The sequence below is a fragment of the Pseudomonas sp. ZL2 genome, from assembly GCF_054788455.1.
In genome coordinates this window covers 1-14111 of sequence record NZ_JBGOGX010000024.1, presented here as the reverse complement: position 1 = coordinate 14111, position 14111 = coordinate 1, and the positions used below count along the sequence as shown (strand labels likewise).

General features: G+C 63.8%; 11 protein-coding genes. 9 read left to right on the top strand and 2 right to left on the bottom strand.

What is annotated here, in order from left to right:
* The 6 genes from ABM562_RS17015 to ABM562_RS16990 are packed head-to-tail and all read left to right on the top strand — an operon-like array spanning position 1 to position 6889.
* Positions 1-1011, top strand: a complete 1011-nt coding sequence (locus ABM562_RS17015; protein ID WP_115086514.1) for a polysaccharide deacetylase family protein — start codon at positions 1-3, stop codon at positions 1009-1011.
* On the top strand, positions 1008-2312 hold the full coding sequence (locus ABM562_RS17010; RefSeq protein WP_115086513.1) for a lipopolysaccharide biosynthesis protein: 1305 nt from the start codon (positions 1008-1010) through the stop codon (positions 2310-2312). Before ABM562_RS17015 ends, ABM562_RS17010 begins: the two co-directional genes overlap by 4 nt.
* Positions 2309-4228 (top strand): hypothetical protein, encoded by a 1920-nt coding sequence (locus tag ABM562_RS17005; RefSeq protein ID WP_460422708.1) that lies wholly within the window; start codon positions 2309-2311, stop codon positions 4226-4228. The genes ABM562_RS17010 and ABM562_RS17005 overlap by 4 nt, the downstream gene beginning before the upstream one ends.
* 34 nt (positions 4229-4262) lie before the next feature.
* Complete coding sequence (locus tag ABM562_RS17000; RefSeq protein WP_115086511.1) at positions 4263-4952, top strand: GNAT family N-acetyltransferase; 690 nt, start codon at positions 4263-4265, stop codon at positions 4950-4952.
* Between the two features lie 4 nt (positions 4953-4956).
* Entirely contained in the window at positions 4957-6129 is a 1173-nt protein-coding gene (locus ABM562_RS16995) for a GNAT family N-acetyltransferase (RefSeq protein WP_460422706.1), read from the top strand.
* Positions 6101-6889, top strand: a complete 789-nt coding sequence (locus ABM562_RS16990; RefSeq protein WP_460422704.1) for a carbohydrate deacetylase — start codon at positions 6101-6103, stop codon at positions 6887-6889. The genes ABM562_RS16995 and ABM562_RS16990 overlap by 29 nt, the downstream gene beginning before the upstream one ends.
* Before the next feature lie 141 nt (positions 6890-7030).
* On the opposite strand, the gene ABM562_RS16985 is transcribed toward ABM562_RS16990, so the two are convergent.
* Both ABM562_RS16985 and ABM562_RS16980 read right to left on the bottom strand, forming a co-directional pair.
* Complete coding sequence (locus tag ABM562_RS16985) at positions 7031-7333, bottom strand: DUF6124 family protein (protein WP_115086508.1); 303 nt, start codon at positions 7331-7333, stop codon at positions 7031-7033.
* A 770-nt stretch (positions 7334-8103) separates the two neighbouring features.
* Positions 8104-10344, bottom strand: coding sequence for a putative bifunctional diguanylate cyclase/phosphodiesterase (locus tag ABM562_RS16980; protein WP_115086507.1), 2241 nt, complete (start codon positions 10342-10344; stop codon positions 8104-8106).
* 139 nt (positions 10345-10483) lie between these two features.
* On the opposite strand from ABM562_RS16980, the gene ABM562_RS16975 reads away from it, so the two are divergent.
* The 3 genes from ABM562_RS16975 to ABM562_RS16965 all read left to right on the top strand — a co-directional run bounded on the left by ABM562_RS16975 (position 10484) and on the right by ABM562_RS16965 (position 13960).
* On the top strand, positions 10484-12103 hold the full coding sequence (locus tag ABM562_RS16975; protein ID WP_115086506.1) for an NADP-dependent glyceraldehyde-3-phosphate dehydrogenase: 1620 nt from the start codon (positions 10484-10486) through the stop codon (positions 12101-12103).
* A 108-nt stretch (positions 12104-12211) separates the two neighbouring features.
* Positions 12212-12679: a VOC family protein gene (locus ABM562_RS16970; protein WP_460422702.1), complete on the top strand. Its 468-nt coding sequence runs from the start codon at positions 12212-12214 to the stop codon at positions 12677-12679.
* Between the two features lie 87 nt (positions 12680-12766).
* Positions 12767-13960: a hypothetical protein gene (locus ABM562_RS16965; protein WP_115086504.1), complete on the top strand. Its 1194-nt coding sequence runs from the start codon at positions 12767-12769 to the stop codon at positions 13958-13960.
* Positions 13961-14111: the final 151 nt, after the last annotated feature.

Below are 14111 nucleotides of genomic sequence, written 5' to 3'. Positions count from 1 at the left end.
ATGCCGATAAAAACCAGTATCAAGCGTGCCAGCGGTTGGTTTTACCTCAACTCGCCCAAGGGTCGCAGCCAGTTGCGCGGCGCCGGCGTAATCCTCATGTTGCACCGGGTGCTGGCCGACGACAGCAGCGCCGCCCTGCCCCATCGCAACGAACTGTGCGTCGGCCCCCAGGCCTTCGAGCGTTTGCTGCGCTGGCTGCAACGCCACTTTGACTGCGTGCACCTGATGGACCTGCTGAAAACCCACGAGCAGCCGCGCAACGGCGGCCGGCCCAAGGTCGCCCTGACCTTCGACGACGGCTGGCGCGACAATGCCCTCAATGCCTTCCCGCTGCTGCAGCAATACCAGGTGCCGGCGAGCATCTTTTTGTCCACCGACTACATCGGCAGCCGCCAGCGCTTCTGGTGGGAAAGCCTGGGCGAAACCCTCTGGGGCAGCCACGGCGAAACATCGCGCCGGGCGTTGATCGAGCAATTGCGCAAGATCGGCCGGCCGCTGCCGGCCGCCTACTTCATGAGCGATCGGTCCCATGCCCGCAGCCAGGCCCTGGGCAAATACCTGCAAAGCCTGAAAACCCTGAGCCCCATGGCCCTGCATCACCTCACCGATGCCTGCCCGGCCGAATCCCTGCCCCAGGCCCTGGACTGGAACCAGGTGCGTCACCTGGAGAACTCCGGGCTGATCAGCTTCGGCCCCCACGGCGCCAGCCACGCGCTGCTGCCAGGCCTGGACGACCAGCGCCTGGAAGAAGAACTGAGCCGCAGCCACTACGCCCTGCAACAAGGCTGCAAACAACCGCTGCCGGTGTACTGCTACCCCAATGGCGACCACGATGCGCGGGTGCGCGAACGCCTGGCCGCGCACCGGTACCCGTTTGCCCTGAGCACCCGCGCCGGGATCTGCCAGGGCCATGACGACCCCCTGGCCCTGCCGCGCATCAGCGTCAGCCAGCGCACCGCCAGCCGGCCTTCCTTGCTGGCCTGGCGCATCAGCCGCGGGGGCCGCCCATGAGCCGCAGCCACTATGTTCGCCACCTGCTGCTGAGCATGGGCACGCGCCTGGCGATGATCGCCCTGCGGCTGATGCGCAACGTGCTGCTGGCGCGCATTCTCGGCCCTAGCGAGCGTGGCCTGTTCGCCCTGCTCAGCACCCTGCCCGACCTGATCAGCGCCGCCACCAGCGGCGGCCTCAATACAGCCGTCGGTTACCAGGCGGCCAAGCAGCGCAGCATGGGCCTGCTGCTCAGCCAGGTGCTGATCTACGGCTGCCTGGTGGCCGGCGCCCTGACCCTGATCTGTGTGGCCCTGGCCCGGGCGTTCGGCAACGAACTTGAAGTGACCACCCAGCTCGGCCTGCTGGCCTGGCTGTTGCTGCTGGCGGTGCCGCTGACGGTGCTCAAAAGCGGCCTGCTGACCCTGCACAACGCCACCGGCGGCGTTGGCGCCTTCAACGCCTTGCGCCTGACCGAGTCGCTGGTGCCGCTGCTGCTGTTTGTCGGGATGTTCTGGATGTGGCAGAACGCGGCGCTGGAAGCGGCGCTGATCAGCTGGCTGCTGGGCCTGAGCCTGGTGGTGCTGCTGGGCCTGTACTGGCTCGGCCGGCAACATGCAATCCGCCTGTGCTGGGACCGCAGCGGCCAGCGCGAGCTGCTCTCCTACAGTGCCAAGAGCCATCCGGACCTGTTGTTCCAGCAAGTGATCCTGCGTTCGGACTACCTGTTCATCAGCGCCATGCTCGGCAGTGCGGCGCTGGGCCATTACGCCATGGCCAGCGCTGCCGCCGAACTGTTGCTGATCGTCCCCGAAGCGGTGACCACGCCCTTGATGAAACGCCTGCTGCAGCAGGACGCCGGCATGGACAAACTGACCCCGCTGGCCCTGCGCCTGACCGCCACGGTGATGCTCGGCGCCTGCCTGAGCATGGCGCTGATCGGCGAGTGGCTGATCGTCACCCTGTTCGGCGCCGAATACCAGCCGGCCTACCCGGCCTTGCTGGCCTTGCTGCCCGGGCTGTTCGGCCTGTGCTACGCGAGCATCCTGCGCCTCGACCTGCTGGGCAAGAACCGCCCCGGCACGGTATCGCTGCTGATGGGCCTGGGTGCGGCATTGAACCTGGTGCTCAACGTGCTGCTGATTCCCGTCTACGGCATCGTCGGCGCCGCCATGGCCTCGTCCATTGCCTACCTGGCGGTGACCCTGGCGATGTTGCTGCTGTACTGCAAACTTAGCGGCGTGCCGTTCTGGCAAACCTTGCTGGTACTGCCCAGCGACCTGGCGCCCCTGCGGCAGATGCTGCAACGGCGGCCGGCATGAAACGCGCCGGCCTGGTGTTCGCCACCCTGGTGCTCAGTGCCACGCTGCAGGCTGCGCCCTTGCAATGGGGCGACATTCGCGACGGCAGCCTGTACCTGCAGGCGGCCAAGGCCGACACCGTGACGGTCAGTTGGCAACCGGCCTGGCAGGCCGACGCCAACCCCGAACACATCTTCCTGCTCAATGGCCAGGGCCAGTTGCAGACCGATCGCCCGATCAAGGCCGATGAACCCCGTGGCCGGGTGCAGTGGCCACTGGCGGCGAGCAACAGCGACTACCAGCTGGAAATCCCCGGCTACAGCTTCCGCCGTTACCGCATCGAGCACGCCGACAGCACCCGCGCCCTGTTCGCCCCGGCCAAGGTGCATTTCAGCGCCGAGGTTGGGCCCAATGTCGAGCTGTACTTCAAAGTGCCCGCGGGCGAGAAAGCCAGCCTGGCCGGCAAGTACCACGGCGGCGTGCGCGGCCTGCAGGTGCAGCGCCTGGGCGATGCTCAACAGCTGAGCCTGGCGCTCAAGCCCTACCCCGCCTACTGGCAGTTCGATCGCCTGACGCTACCGCAGTCGAGTAAAGAGCAGACCTTCCGCCTGCAACTGCAAGGGCGCGGCAAGGTGGCGTTCTGGCTCGACGGCAGCGCCAACCTGTTCGCCCAGCAGCCCGGGCAACTGCGGCCGCTGCACAACAGCGACGGCAAGGTCGCGCTAACCCTCGGCCACACGGTGCTGGGCCGCACCCCGGACCTGGGCGTCAACCTGCCCTATGTGCTGCCGCCGCCGTCCAGCTACGCCGTGCTCGATGCACTGCAGCCGCAAGCCGCCGGCTACTACAGCTTTGCCGACCTGCTCGCGCGCAAGCCGGGGTACGAAACGGCATTCCGCAGCTTTTACCAGCAACGCTACACCATCAAACAGGACATCACCCTGCTGGCCGGCACCGGCCGCGAATCGGTACTGGCCGCCGACCGCACCAGCCACGACGGCCTCGACGACTGGCTGAACACCACCCGCAAGCTGGGCGGCAGCACCCTGCACTACCTGGCCTTCGCCGACGAGCCCAACCTCAACTACAGCGACTACCCGACCTTCAGCCGCTACTTCCAGGCCATGGCCGAGCGCGTGCAACGCAGCCCCGGCGCCCGCGAAGCCGGGGTGCGCATCGCCATGCCGGCCAGCTCCCGGCTGGTCAATGGCCCCCTGCACGGCAGCAGCGAAAAACGCATCGGCCTGGACTGGGCGCGGCGCCTGCTCAAGGAGCATGGCAGCCAGATCGACGCCCTGGCCTGGCACGAATGGATGGTCCGCGACCTGCTGGCCACCCGCAGCTACCGCGATTCGGTGCGCCAGGCGGCCAACCTGGTCGGCCTCAACGCCCAGGGCCGGCCAAACAAGGCCCTGCTGCTCGACCAGACCAACCTTTCCAGCGGTTCGAGCCTGAGCCCCTACGACCAGGAAACCCACTTCACCGCCCTGTGGTGGACCTCGGTGGTGATCAACGCCTCCCAGGACGGCCTGCTCGACATGCTCAACTGGTTCCACGTCGCCGACGAACCCGAGTGGCCCAAAGGCATGGTCCGGGTGCTCGGCGAGAACCGCTTTGAGCTCAAGCCGGTGGGCCTGGCCCAGCAGTTCATCCAGCAGCACTGGCTGGACCAGGTGCTGGCCCTGGACAACGACGCCTTCGAAGTCGACGCCCTGGCCATGGCCCGCGGCAAGCAGCGCAGCCTGCTGGGGGTGAACAAGGGCGAGCGCCTGCAGCAGGTGAGCCTGGCCACCGAGCAAGCCTGCCCGCAAGGCGCGCTGAGCTTCTTCGGCCCGGACAACAAGACCCGCAGCGCGCCGTTCGCCTGCGAGCAAGGCCGCATCCACTTTCAACTGCCGGGGCAAACCCTGTTCGCCCTGACCTGGAGCGCGTCATGAGCGCGCACCTCACCTGCCGGAAACAGGAGGCACCATGAGTGCTTTGAGCAAAATCCAGGACCGTATAAAGCGCAAAGGACTGCGCAATACCCTTAACGCCGGGGTCAAGCGTTACCTGTTCTACCACTGGGAACTGCTGTGGATGGAACGCGACCTGGTCAGCCCCGTGCCACCGCACAAACTCAGACCCTACCCGGCGCTGCGCATCGAAACCATCACCGTGCACAACGTGCGAGCCTTTGCCAAACACTTCGGCGACCGCATCGAGACGATGCGCGAACTGGCCGTCGAAGGCCACACCGGGTTGATGTTTCTCGATGACGCCGGCGACACCGTGGCCTTTATCTGGGGCAGCCAGCGCCATTACCACGACCGCCACTTCTACGGCTGCTGGTTCCCGGTGGAACCCGGGCAGTTTTTCGAATTTGGTGGCGAGCTGACGCGCAAATACTGGGGCACCCTGCTCTCGGTCGATTTGCAGCTGGAACTGTGGAAGGCCATGGCCGCCCAGGGTTGCGACACCGTGGTCGACGTGTGCGAGAGCCACAACATCCCGGCGCTGAAACTGCACCTGCGCATGGGCTATCAGGAACAGGGGCGGATCATGCACGTGTACTGCCTGTTCGGGCGCTGGAAGTTCTTCCGCGAAACGCGCTACAGCGAGTCGCGCCTGGAGCCCCTGCGCAAACCTGAAGCCAGCCCGGCCCCGGCCACGGTGACCTGAGCCCATGAGCCTTGAACTGCAGTGGTACCCGTCGTTGGCGGCGGCGGACTTCCCCGCCGCCGAGTACGAGCAGCTGCGCCAGCGACTGGCCGACAGCACACCGTTCAACCACCTGGGCTGGATGCAGGCGGCCGAAGCGGCGCTGGCAGTCGGGCAACAGTTGCAGGTACTGGTTGGCCGCGATCAGGGCCGGCTGTGCCTGTGCCTGCCGCTGATCCGCAGCAACGAGCGCTTCGGCCCACTGACGGTACCGGTGGTACGCCACCTGGGGTATCCGCTCAGTGACCGCATCGCCCTGCTCTGCGACCTGCCCGCCAAGGCTGCCGCGCCGGTACTGCGGGCGATCCGCGCGCACCTGCCCCACGCCTTGCTGCAACTGGACGAAGTGCCCGAAGGCTCGGCGACCCACACGCTGCTGAGCCGTTGGGCACGGCGCAGCTCCACCCATCAACAGCGCCTGAGCTGCCGGGTACCGGTGCACCGCATCGCCCCTGAAGACCGCCAGGAAATCAGCGGCGACCCGCGCTACAAACTGCGCCGCGCACGCAAGCGCATTGCCGCCTGCGGCGCCCAGGTGCGCCGGGTGACGCCCGACGCCGAGACCATCAGCGCACTGCTCGATGCCGTCAGCGCCGTGGAACACATCAGCTGGAAAGGCGACGACGACGTCGGCATCTTTTCCGGGCGCCTGCGCCGCCAATGGATGTACCAGGCCTTCACCGCCCTGGCGGCCCAGGGCCTGGTGCGCCTGGTGCTGCTGGAGCTCGATGGCCGTTGCATCAGCTACCGCCTGGGCGTGTTCGAGCGCGGCCGGGTGTACGACTACAACCTCGCCTTCGTCCCCGCCCATGCCGAACTTGGCAGTGGCCGCGTGCTGCTGGAGGAATGGATTCACTGGGGCCTGGACGACGGTTGGGAATGGGTCGACGCCTCGCGGGTGAGCCTGAACAACTCCAGCCACCAACTGCACGAACGCATGACCGGCACCCTCGAACACCACCGCCAAAGCTTCTACAGCTGGCGCCCCAGCGGCCTGGCCCTGGGCCTGGCCGTGCGCCTGTGGCAACGCTTCAAGCCGCAGCTGCAGCGCCTGCGCCGCCCACCCTCGGACGCAACCGCCGAGCCCGACTCGCCACAGGAGAACCCGGATGCCCTCACAGGTCATAGTCAACGCTGACGACTTCGGCCTCAGCGCCCACACCAACGCCGTCATCCTGCATGCCTTCCAGGCCGGGCTGATCAGCTCGGCCACGGCCATGGCCAATATGCCGGCGTTCAGCGCGGCGTGCAGCCTGGCGCAGTTGCCGGCCTTGCGCGGGCGCATCGGCCTGCACTTCAACCTCACCTATGGCCGGCCCTTGAGCGAAGCCATCGGTAAGCAGCCGCGCTTCTGCGCGCCCAATGGCGAATTCGACCTGCGCCTGAAACAGCGCACCCTGCGCCTGAGCCGGGCCGAGCGCGAGGCCGTCGAGCAGGAATTGCAGGCGCAGTGGCAGCACTGCCTGAACCAGGGCCTGACGCCCAGCCACCTGGACTCGCACCAGCACGTGCACAACATCTGGCCCATTGGCGTAATCGTCGCCCGGTTTGCGGCGCGTGAAGGCGTGGCGGTGAGGTTGGCGCGCAACCTTGGGCACAACATCGGGCCGCTGAAGCGGGTGTTCAAGACGTTGCTTAATCGACGGTTGAAGCAGTTGGCGGGGGCGACGGCGGATTATGTGTGTACGCCGGCGGATCTAAGGGCGGGGTTGGCGCCGGCTGAAGGATTGCTGGAGGTGGTGGCGCACCCGAGTGCGTTGGGCGGGCATGATTTTGGTGATGCGTATTTGGGGAGTGGGGAGTCGTTGAAGGCGTTGGTGGAGCAGCGGTTGGGGGGGGTGCCGCGGGTTGGGTATAGTGTGCTTACTGTGGAAAGAAATATGCTGGCACCATCTTAGGATGCTTGAGTGTAAGCAGTCAGCGCATAGCCGTTGCGCTGACTGGGCTGTCGATTCCCCTGTCAATAGGTCCGGTTACTGAAAGCGAGTGATTTTATCCAATAGAGCAGGATCTAATTCGTACCCGCTTTCAGCTATGGCTCAGACCTGGAGCTGTCGAGCTTCGACTCCATCTAGCAAGGCGTCCATGAGCGCGCTGGCCATTTCAACAGAGTGCTGCGAAGACCATACAAAAGCACGCCCTGCCTCACCGGTATGCTGAGCAGCCTGCGAGATTGTCGCGCTTGCACATTTCAGGTAAAGGAGCGCATGAACTAATGCATCCTCTGCACACACACCAGCTCGAACATTGAAAAGTGGTGGATGATCTGGACAACTATTGACACTGGTTTCTATGGTTTCGACAAGATGAAGTGATGGTGGGTCGGGTACTGGCTTTTTCATCGATAGGCTCCTGGTTGAGTGGAGCTACCACGAACTCGTCGCCAAACGAGATTAGGTGGCAGCTGTACGCGGGTTGGCGAACCGGATCAACGCAGGAAACCCCGGCAGGGCCTAAGCCCTCCCGCGTACAGCCACCATAAAAGACATACGGGCATGAAAACGCCCGCCTTTCTTCAGGGACATATCTGCATATAGATCCCGGGTCGCCAAACCCGATCACCAAAAATTTAGTGACCGAGCGAGCCTAGTTTGAACATTTAGCCCAAGCAAGCGACTGAAGGCGACAGAGCGCGTAGGATAAATCCTAGGAACCATTTGAACTAGCTTAAAAAGGCTTGACGGGCGAATTTTCAAGTAAATCTAGGAAGTCCTCTATCTACTAACAGCAGTAACGCCGTCACCTGTGAGCACAGACATTTCAGCCAAATTAGGCGCCACGAAGCGAGTCAATGACGAACGAAAGCGTATCCGCCCAATTTTCTTAGGTAGAACTCTTGCAACCTAGCGAATTGCAACTCGGCTTCAACACGAAGAATCTCGACCTCTTGCTCAGAGAGCTTCCCTTTCGAATCGTTATATCTACATAAAGAACTTATAGCGCTTAGGCATAAGCCTTGGTCATTCAATATTTGAATCGCATCGTAAGAATTTAGGGTTGATGTTCCGTCGCGTCGCATTTTTTTACTCCACCCCAGTGGCATGTTCACCGAGTATAGGAAAAGCCAAGCGATCTGCTATCACATCTCAGCCGAAATTCGACAATCTTAAATTCACCGAGTCAAAATGCCTTTATCCGCTACTTTTGTTTCCAGCCAGCTGTCGAATTCAGCCACCGGCATCGGCCGGCCCATCCAGAAACCCTGGCCCTGGTCGCAGCCAGCGTTGCGCAAAAAGGCATATTGTTCGGCGGTCTCGATGCCCTCCGCGGTGATCTTGAAGCCCAGGGCATGGCCCAGGTCGATGATCGCCCGGGTAATCGCCGCGCCATCGTCGTCTTCGGGCAAATCCTTGATGAAGGCGCGGTCGATCTTCAGGTGGTCGATCGGCAGCATCTTCAGGTAGGCCAGTGACGAGTAACCGGTGCCGAAGTCGTCCACCGCCGTGGTCACGCCCAGTTCCTGCAACTGCGCCAGCACCGCGCAGGCATGCTGCTGGCTTTCCATCAGCAGGCTTTCGGTGATTTCGACTTCCAGCAGGGTTGGCGCCAGGTCGTAGCGTTTGAGGCTGCGCTTGAGGCTGGCAACATAGTCGCTGCGCTCGATCTGCAGGGCCGCGACGTTGATTGCCACCGGCCCGGGCAGGCGCTCGGCGGCGCGCCAGGCGGCGATCTGCGCGCAGGCCAGATCCAGCACTTTCTCCCCCAAGGGGATGATCAGCCCCGTGCGTTCGGCCAGGGGGATGAACTGCGCTGGCGATACCAGCCCGTGCTCTGGATCACGCCAGCGCAGCAGCGCTTCGGCGCCTTCGACACGGCCGCTGAACAGGTCGATCTTGGGTTGGTACCAGAGCTCGAATTCGTTGTGCTTCAGCGCACGGCGCAGGTTGTGTTCCAGGTCCAGGCGCTGCTGCAGGCGCTGGGTCATCTCCGGCTGGTACAGGCGGTAGGCGTTGCGCCCGCTCTCCTTGGCCGCGTACATCGCGGTGTCGGCATGGCGCAGCAGGCGGTCGGCGCTCTGGCCGTGTTCCGGGCACCAGGCCAGGCCAATGCTGCCGGTGACCAGGGCAGCGTTGCCCTTGAGGTCGAAGGGCAACTGCAGGGTTTGCAGCAACGCCTGGATGCGCTCGATGCACCGGCCATCCGGCCCTTTGAAAACAAAGGCAAATTCATCGCCGCCCAGCCGGCACAGGCAATCCTGCGGTTCGATGATCTGCATGAAGCGCGCCGTGGCCTGCTGCAGCAGCAGGTCGCCCATGGCATGGCCGAGGCTGTCATTGACCTGCTTGAAGCCGTCGATATCCAGCACCAGCACCGCCAGGCGCTGGCCCTGGTTGATTTCATCGAGCAGTTGCTGATGAAAGCGCAGGCGGTTGGGCAAGCCGGTGATCGCATCGAAATGCGCCAGGCGCTCCAGTTGCGCCTGGGACAGCTTGAGTTCACGGTTACGCAGGTTGATCAGGTGGTTGCTGCGGTTGAGCTGGGCGACGAACACGCTGAACAGGCCGGTGCAGGTCAGGGCAAACAGGAACAACGGCGAGGCAAACAGGCTCATCGATGGCCAGCCGCCCAGGGGGCTGGCCGCCAGTTGCCAGAGCCCGCCGGGGACGTCGACGTTGACGGTGACCGGGTGCTGCTCGAACAGCTTCGGGTCGCCCCAGATCATGCCGCCGATCGAACCCTGGCCGTCGGCGCCGCGCAGGGCCAGCTCGAAGCCCGGGTCGAGGTCGAGCCCGGCGGTACTGAGCAAACGGTCGATATCGGCGACGATCGAGACATTGCCCCAGTACAGCTGCACGCCCTTGTGGCCCTTGAGGAACACCGGGCGCCGGTAGATCAGCCCGCGCCCGCCCTGGAACAGTTGCACCGGGCCGGCCAGCACCGGGCTGTAGTTGTCGCGGGCGCGCTGCAGCAGCGGGTATTGGTCCGGCAACTGACGGTAGTCCATGCCCAGCACGCTCTGGTTGCCGTGCAGCGGGTAGACGTCGGCGATCACATCGCCCGGGGCCAGGGAGATATGCCGGATGTGCGGCACCGAGGCGATGGCCTGGCGGGCCATGTCGTGAAAATGCTCGGGGCTGATTTCGCCGTCGGCGCTCAGCAGTTGGGCAATGCCCTCGGTCTCACCGAACGCCGAGCGCAATTGCGCTTCGATACTGGCGCGCACACCGGACAGGCGCGCGCTGGCATTGGCGATCACTTCGGCTTCCTGGCGCTGCACGTCCAGACGCCCGAGCACCACCGACAGGCCGATACCGATCAGGGCAAAACCTACCGGCAGCAGGCGATTGAGGGTGGTGCGCAGGTTCTTTGGCAGGACCAGATTGTCATCAAGGGCGAGGGTTCTTGTGCTCATGGGTCCGTTATTCGCATCGGATTACTGCTTTATCGGCGCCTTGGGCGCAATGTTGAGCGAGGCTGGCTTTTTTTAGCGCCCTGGCGTTATGCTCGGACTGAAACGTTTCACCCATTACAGAAAAAGAGGTGCTGCGCCCATGGACCGTCTGCTCGATTCGCTGTTTCCCACTGCCAACGAGATCCCCGAGGCGTACCGCCTGGGTGAACCGCTGGTGCAACGCGAGTACCTGGTCAACGGCCAGTTGCAGCAATGGGACGGGCCCCTGGCCACGGTGCGCAGCCCGGTGTGGCTCAAGGAAGGTAACGAAGAGCGCCAGGTGACCCTCGGCAATACGCCGCTGCTGGACGCCGATACCGCCCTCACCGCCCTGGACGCCGCCGTACATGCCTACGACAAAGGCCGTGGCGCCTGGCCGACGATGCGGGTGGCCGAACGCATCCAGCATGTCGAGACCTTCCTGGGCAAGATGCGCGAACAGCGCGAGGCGGTGGTCAAGCTGCTGATGTGGGAAATCGGCAAGAACCTCAAGGATTCGGAAAAAGAGTTCGACCGCACCTGTGACTACATCGTCGACACCATCGGTGCGCTCAAGGAGCTGGACCGCCGTTCCAGCCGCTTCGAACTGGAGCAGGACACCCTCGGCCAGATCCGCCGCGCGCCGCTGGGCGTGGCCTTGTGCATGGGCCCCTACAACTACCCGCTGAACGAAACCTTCACCACCCTGATCCCGGCGCTGATCATGGGCAACACCGTGGTGTTCAAGCCGGCCAAGTTCGGCGTGCTGCTGATCCGTCCGCTGCTTGAGGCCTTTCGCGACAGTTTCCCGGCCGGGGTGATCAACGTCATCTATGGCCGTGGCCGCGAGACCGTCAGTGCGCTGATGGCCAGCGGCAAGATCGATGTGTTCGCCTTCATCGGCACCAACAAGGCCGCCAGCGACCTGAAAAAACTCCACCCGCGCCCGCACCGCCTGCGCGCCGCCCTCGGCCTGGATGCCAAGAACCCGGGGATCGTGCTGCCCGAGGTCGACCTCGACAACGCGGTGAACGAGGCGGTCACCGGCGCCCTGTCGTTCAACGGCCAGCGCTGCACGGCGCTGAAGATTCTCTTCGTCCATGAAGACGTGGTCGCAAGCTTTCTCGACAAGTTCCAGCGCAAGCTGGCCGCGCTCAAGCCGGGCATGCCCTGGGAGCCGGGCGTGGCCCTGACGCCGCTGCCGGAAGCGGGCAAGATCGACTACCTCAACGGCCTGGTGGCCGATGCCGTCGACAAGGGTGCAAAAGTCATCAATGAAGGCGGTGGCGCCAGCCGTGGCTCGTTCTTCTACCCCGCCCTGCTGTACCCGGTGAATGCGCAGATGCGCGTGTACCATGAAGAGCAGTTCGGCCCGCTGGTGCCGGTGGTGCCTTATCGCGACCTGCAGACGGTGATCGACTATGTGCTCGATTCCGACTTCGGCCAGCAGCTGAGCATCTTCGGCAGCAACTCGGCTGAAGTCGGCATGCTGGTCGATACCTTCGCCAACCAGGTCGGCCGTATCAACCTCAATGCCCAGTGCCAGCGCGGCCCGGACACCTACCCGTTCAACGGGCGCAAGAACTCGGCCGAAGGCACCCTGTCGGTGCACGACGCACTGCGCGTGTTCTCCATTCGCACGCTGGTGGCGACCAGGTTCCAGGAGAGCAACAAGCAACTGATCAGCGACATCATCCGCAACCGCGAGTCGAGCTTCCTGACCACCGATTACATTTTCTGACGACCTTCTGTCCAGCGCTGTGAATTTTGATTTGCCGAATCGCCGAAACTGTATAAATATACAGTTTCGCGCCATTCCCCTGCGGCGCTTTAAAGGAGGATCAATAAAATGGCAGTCAAACCAATCCCCGAAGGACAACACAGCATTACCCCCTACCTGGGCATCAAGGATGCCGCCAAGGCCATCGATTTCTACAAGAAGGCCTTCGGTGCGATCGAGATGTTCCGCCTCGACAGCCCGGACGGGCGCGTCGGCCATGCCGAGCTTAAAATCGGCGACTCCTCGCTGATGCTCGCCGACCCGTGCGAGCAGTCTGGCGGGCTGACCAGCAGCCAATCGCTCAATGGCACCGCCATCGGCCTGCACCTGTATGTCGAAAATGCCGATGCCACCTATGCCCAGGCCCTCGCCGCCGGTGCCACCCAGGTCACTGAAGTCAAAGACCAGTTCTACGGCGACCGTAGCGGCACCTTGAAAGACCCGTTCGGCAACCTGTGGTTCGTCTCCACCCACCAGGAAGACCTCACCGTGGAAGAGATCCGCGCCCGCGCCGCCAAGCTGTTTGGCGGCCAGTAAGCAGCGCTTGGTTCGGCTGGCGGGCATGTTCGCCAGCCGGGCTTTGCATTAAGGTGGCAGGCAAAGGAAGGCTGGCCAGGATTGTCCATGCGAATCATCGAAAAAAACATCGCGCTGGTGCGCACCCTCACCCCTGCTGAAGACGAGCTGTTGCGTGGCTTTGTCCAGGGTAGTCTTGAGGGCCCACGCCTGTTGCAGGCCAACCAGCTGTTGATGAAGGTGCGCGCCGCCGGCCACTGGCTGGCCTGCGATTGCCAGCCCAGGGCAATGCCGGTGCTCAACGTCAACCTCAATGGCAACACCGGCACCCTGTTCCTCAAGAACAACCCGGGCACGGCCGAGCACGCGCCAGACTGCGCGTTCATCAAGGATGAGCGTGAAAGTGGCAGCCGCGACAGCGACAACGATTCGCCACCGGCGGCCTGGCTCGCGCCCGACGCGCCGTTGCGCCTGATCGGCGATTTCAAGCGTGCCAGCGATGGCGCAGGCGAATCCGCAGGCAGTGGCGACAAACGCGAACAGCACCGGCTGCTGTCGCTGCTGCTGACCCTGATCGAGGCCAGTGGCCTGAATGTCTACGCCACACACCTGAAAAAAGACCTCACCGGGCAGTTCGCCGAATTGCGCGGGGTGGCCAGCCGTTACCCCTTGATCGAGCGGGTGCCGGCCAGCAACTACCTGGAAACCCGCCTGGACATGAAGCACATGATGATGCTCAAGGGGCGCTTGCGTGAGTCCACGGCCTTTGGCAACCATCGCCGGCATGGCCTGCTGCTCGACTGCGTCAGCCAGGTCAAGGCGCGCAAGGTGTTCAACGACCGCAGTGAAGACGGCTTCGACTTCCAGGGCCATCACCTGCTCTGGGGCGGCAGCAAAACCCCGGGGCCGTTGCTGGCCCTGGCGATCTACTCGCCGGCCAGTGCCGGCAGTCATTTCTATGAGCTGATTCATGTCGCCAGCGTGCCGGTGTTGTCCCGCGGGCAGCTGTTTCCGGTGTATCGCGATGAAGAGCGAGAGCCGTTGAAGATGCTCATCTCGCTGATTGACTGGATGGCCAGCAAGGGCGTCAAGGTGATCATGCGCCGGCCGGTGCTGGGTGGTCAGGGCATGGATGCACTGGTGCTCAGCTCCGACCAGGACCGGGTGCTGTCGGTGTCGCTGACCGAGCAGCCGCTGGGGCCGGAGCCAGAGGGTGAAACGTTCAAGCGTTATGCCGACTTCAAGAGCCTGGATACCTTCCGCAAGTACGTGGCGGGGTTCTTCATGCGCGGGCGCGAGTAGCGCCGTTGGTCGAGTGCGTCGCACTTTCGAAGGGGCGCTGGCAACTACTAGGCCGCTGCGCGGCCATCGCCGGCAACGCCGGCTCCCACAATGGACCTGTGGGAGCAACTGTCTTGATCAGGCTGTTTGCTCTCGCCAAGGGGTATTGTCC

Excerpts from the sequence above, each read along its gene's own strand:
- ABM562_RS17000 (WP_115086511.1), top strand. The coding sequence starts at position 4,263 with ATGAGTGCTTTGAGCAAAATCCAGGACCGTATAAAGCGCAAAGGACTG.
- ABM562_RS16980 (WP_115086507.1), bottom strand. The coding sequence starts at position 10,344 with ATGAGCACAAGAACCCTCGCCCTTGATGACAATCTGGTCCTGCCAAAG.
- ABM562_RS17015 (WP_115086514.1), top strand. The coding sequence starts at position 1 with ATGCCGATAAAAACCAGTATCAAGCGTGCCAGCGGTTGGTTTTACCTC.
- ABM562_RS16995 (WP_460422706.1), top strand. The coding sequence starts at position 4,957 with ATGAGCCTTGAACTGCAGTGGTACCCGTCGTTGGCGGCGGCGGACTTC.
- ABM562_RS16985 (WP_115086508.1), bottom strand. The coding sequence starts at position 7,333 with ATGAAAAAGCCAGTACCCGACCCACCATCACTTCATCTTGTCGAAACC.
- ABM562_RS16990 (WP_460422704.1), top strand. The coding sequence starts at position 6,101 with ATGCCCTCACAGGTCATAGTCAACGCTGACGACTTCGGCCTCAGCGCC.
- ABM562_RS17010 (WP_115086513.1), top strand. The coding sequence starts at position 1,008 with ATGAGCCGCAGCCACTATGTTCGCCACCTGCTGCTGAGCATGGGCACG.
- ABM562_RS16975 (WP_115086506.1), top strand. The coding sequence starts at position 10,484 with ATGGACCGTCTGCTCGATTCGCTGTTTCCCACTGCCAACGAGATCCCC.
- ABM562_RS16970 (WP_460422702.1), top strand. The coding sequence starts at position 12,212 with ATGGCAGTCAAACCAATCCCCGAAGGACAACACAGCATTACCCCCTAC.
- ABM562_RS17005 (WP_460422708.1), top strand. The coding sequence starts at position 2,309 with ATGAAACGCGCCGGCCTGGTGTTCGCCACCCTGGTGCTCAGTGCCACG.
- ABM562_RS16965 (WP_115086504.1), top strand. The coding sequence starts at position 12,767 with ATGCGAATCATCGAAAAAAACATCGCGCTGGTGCGCACCCTCACCCCT.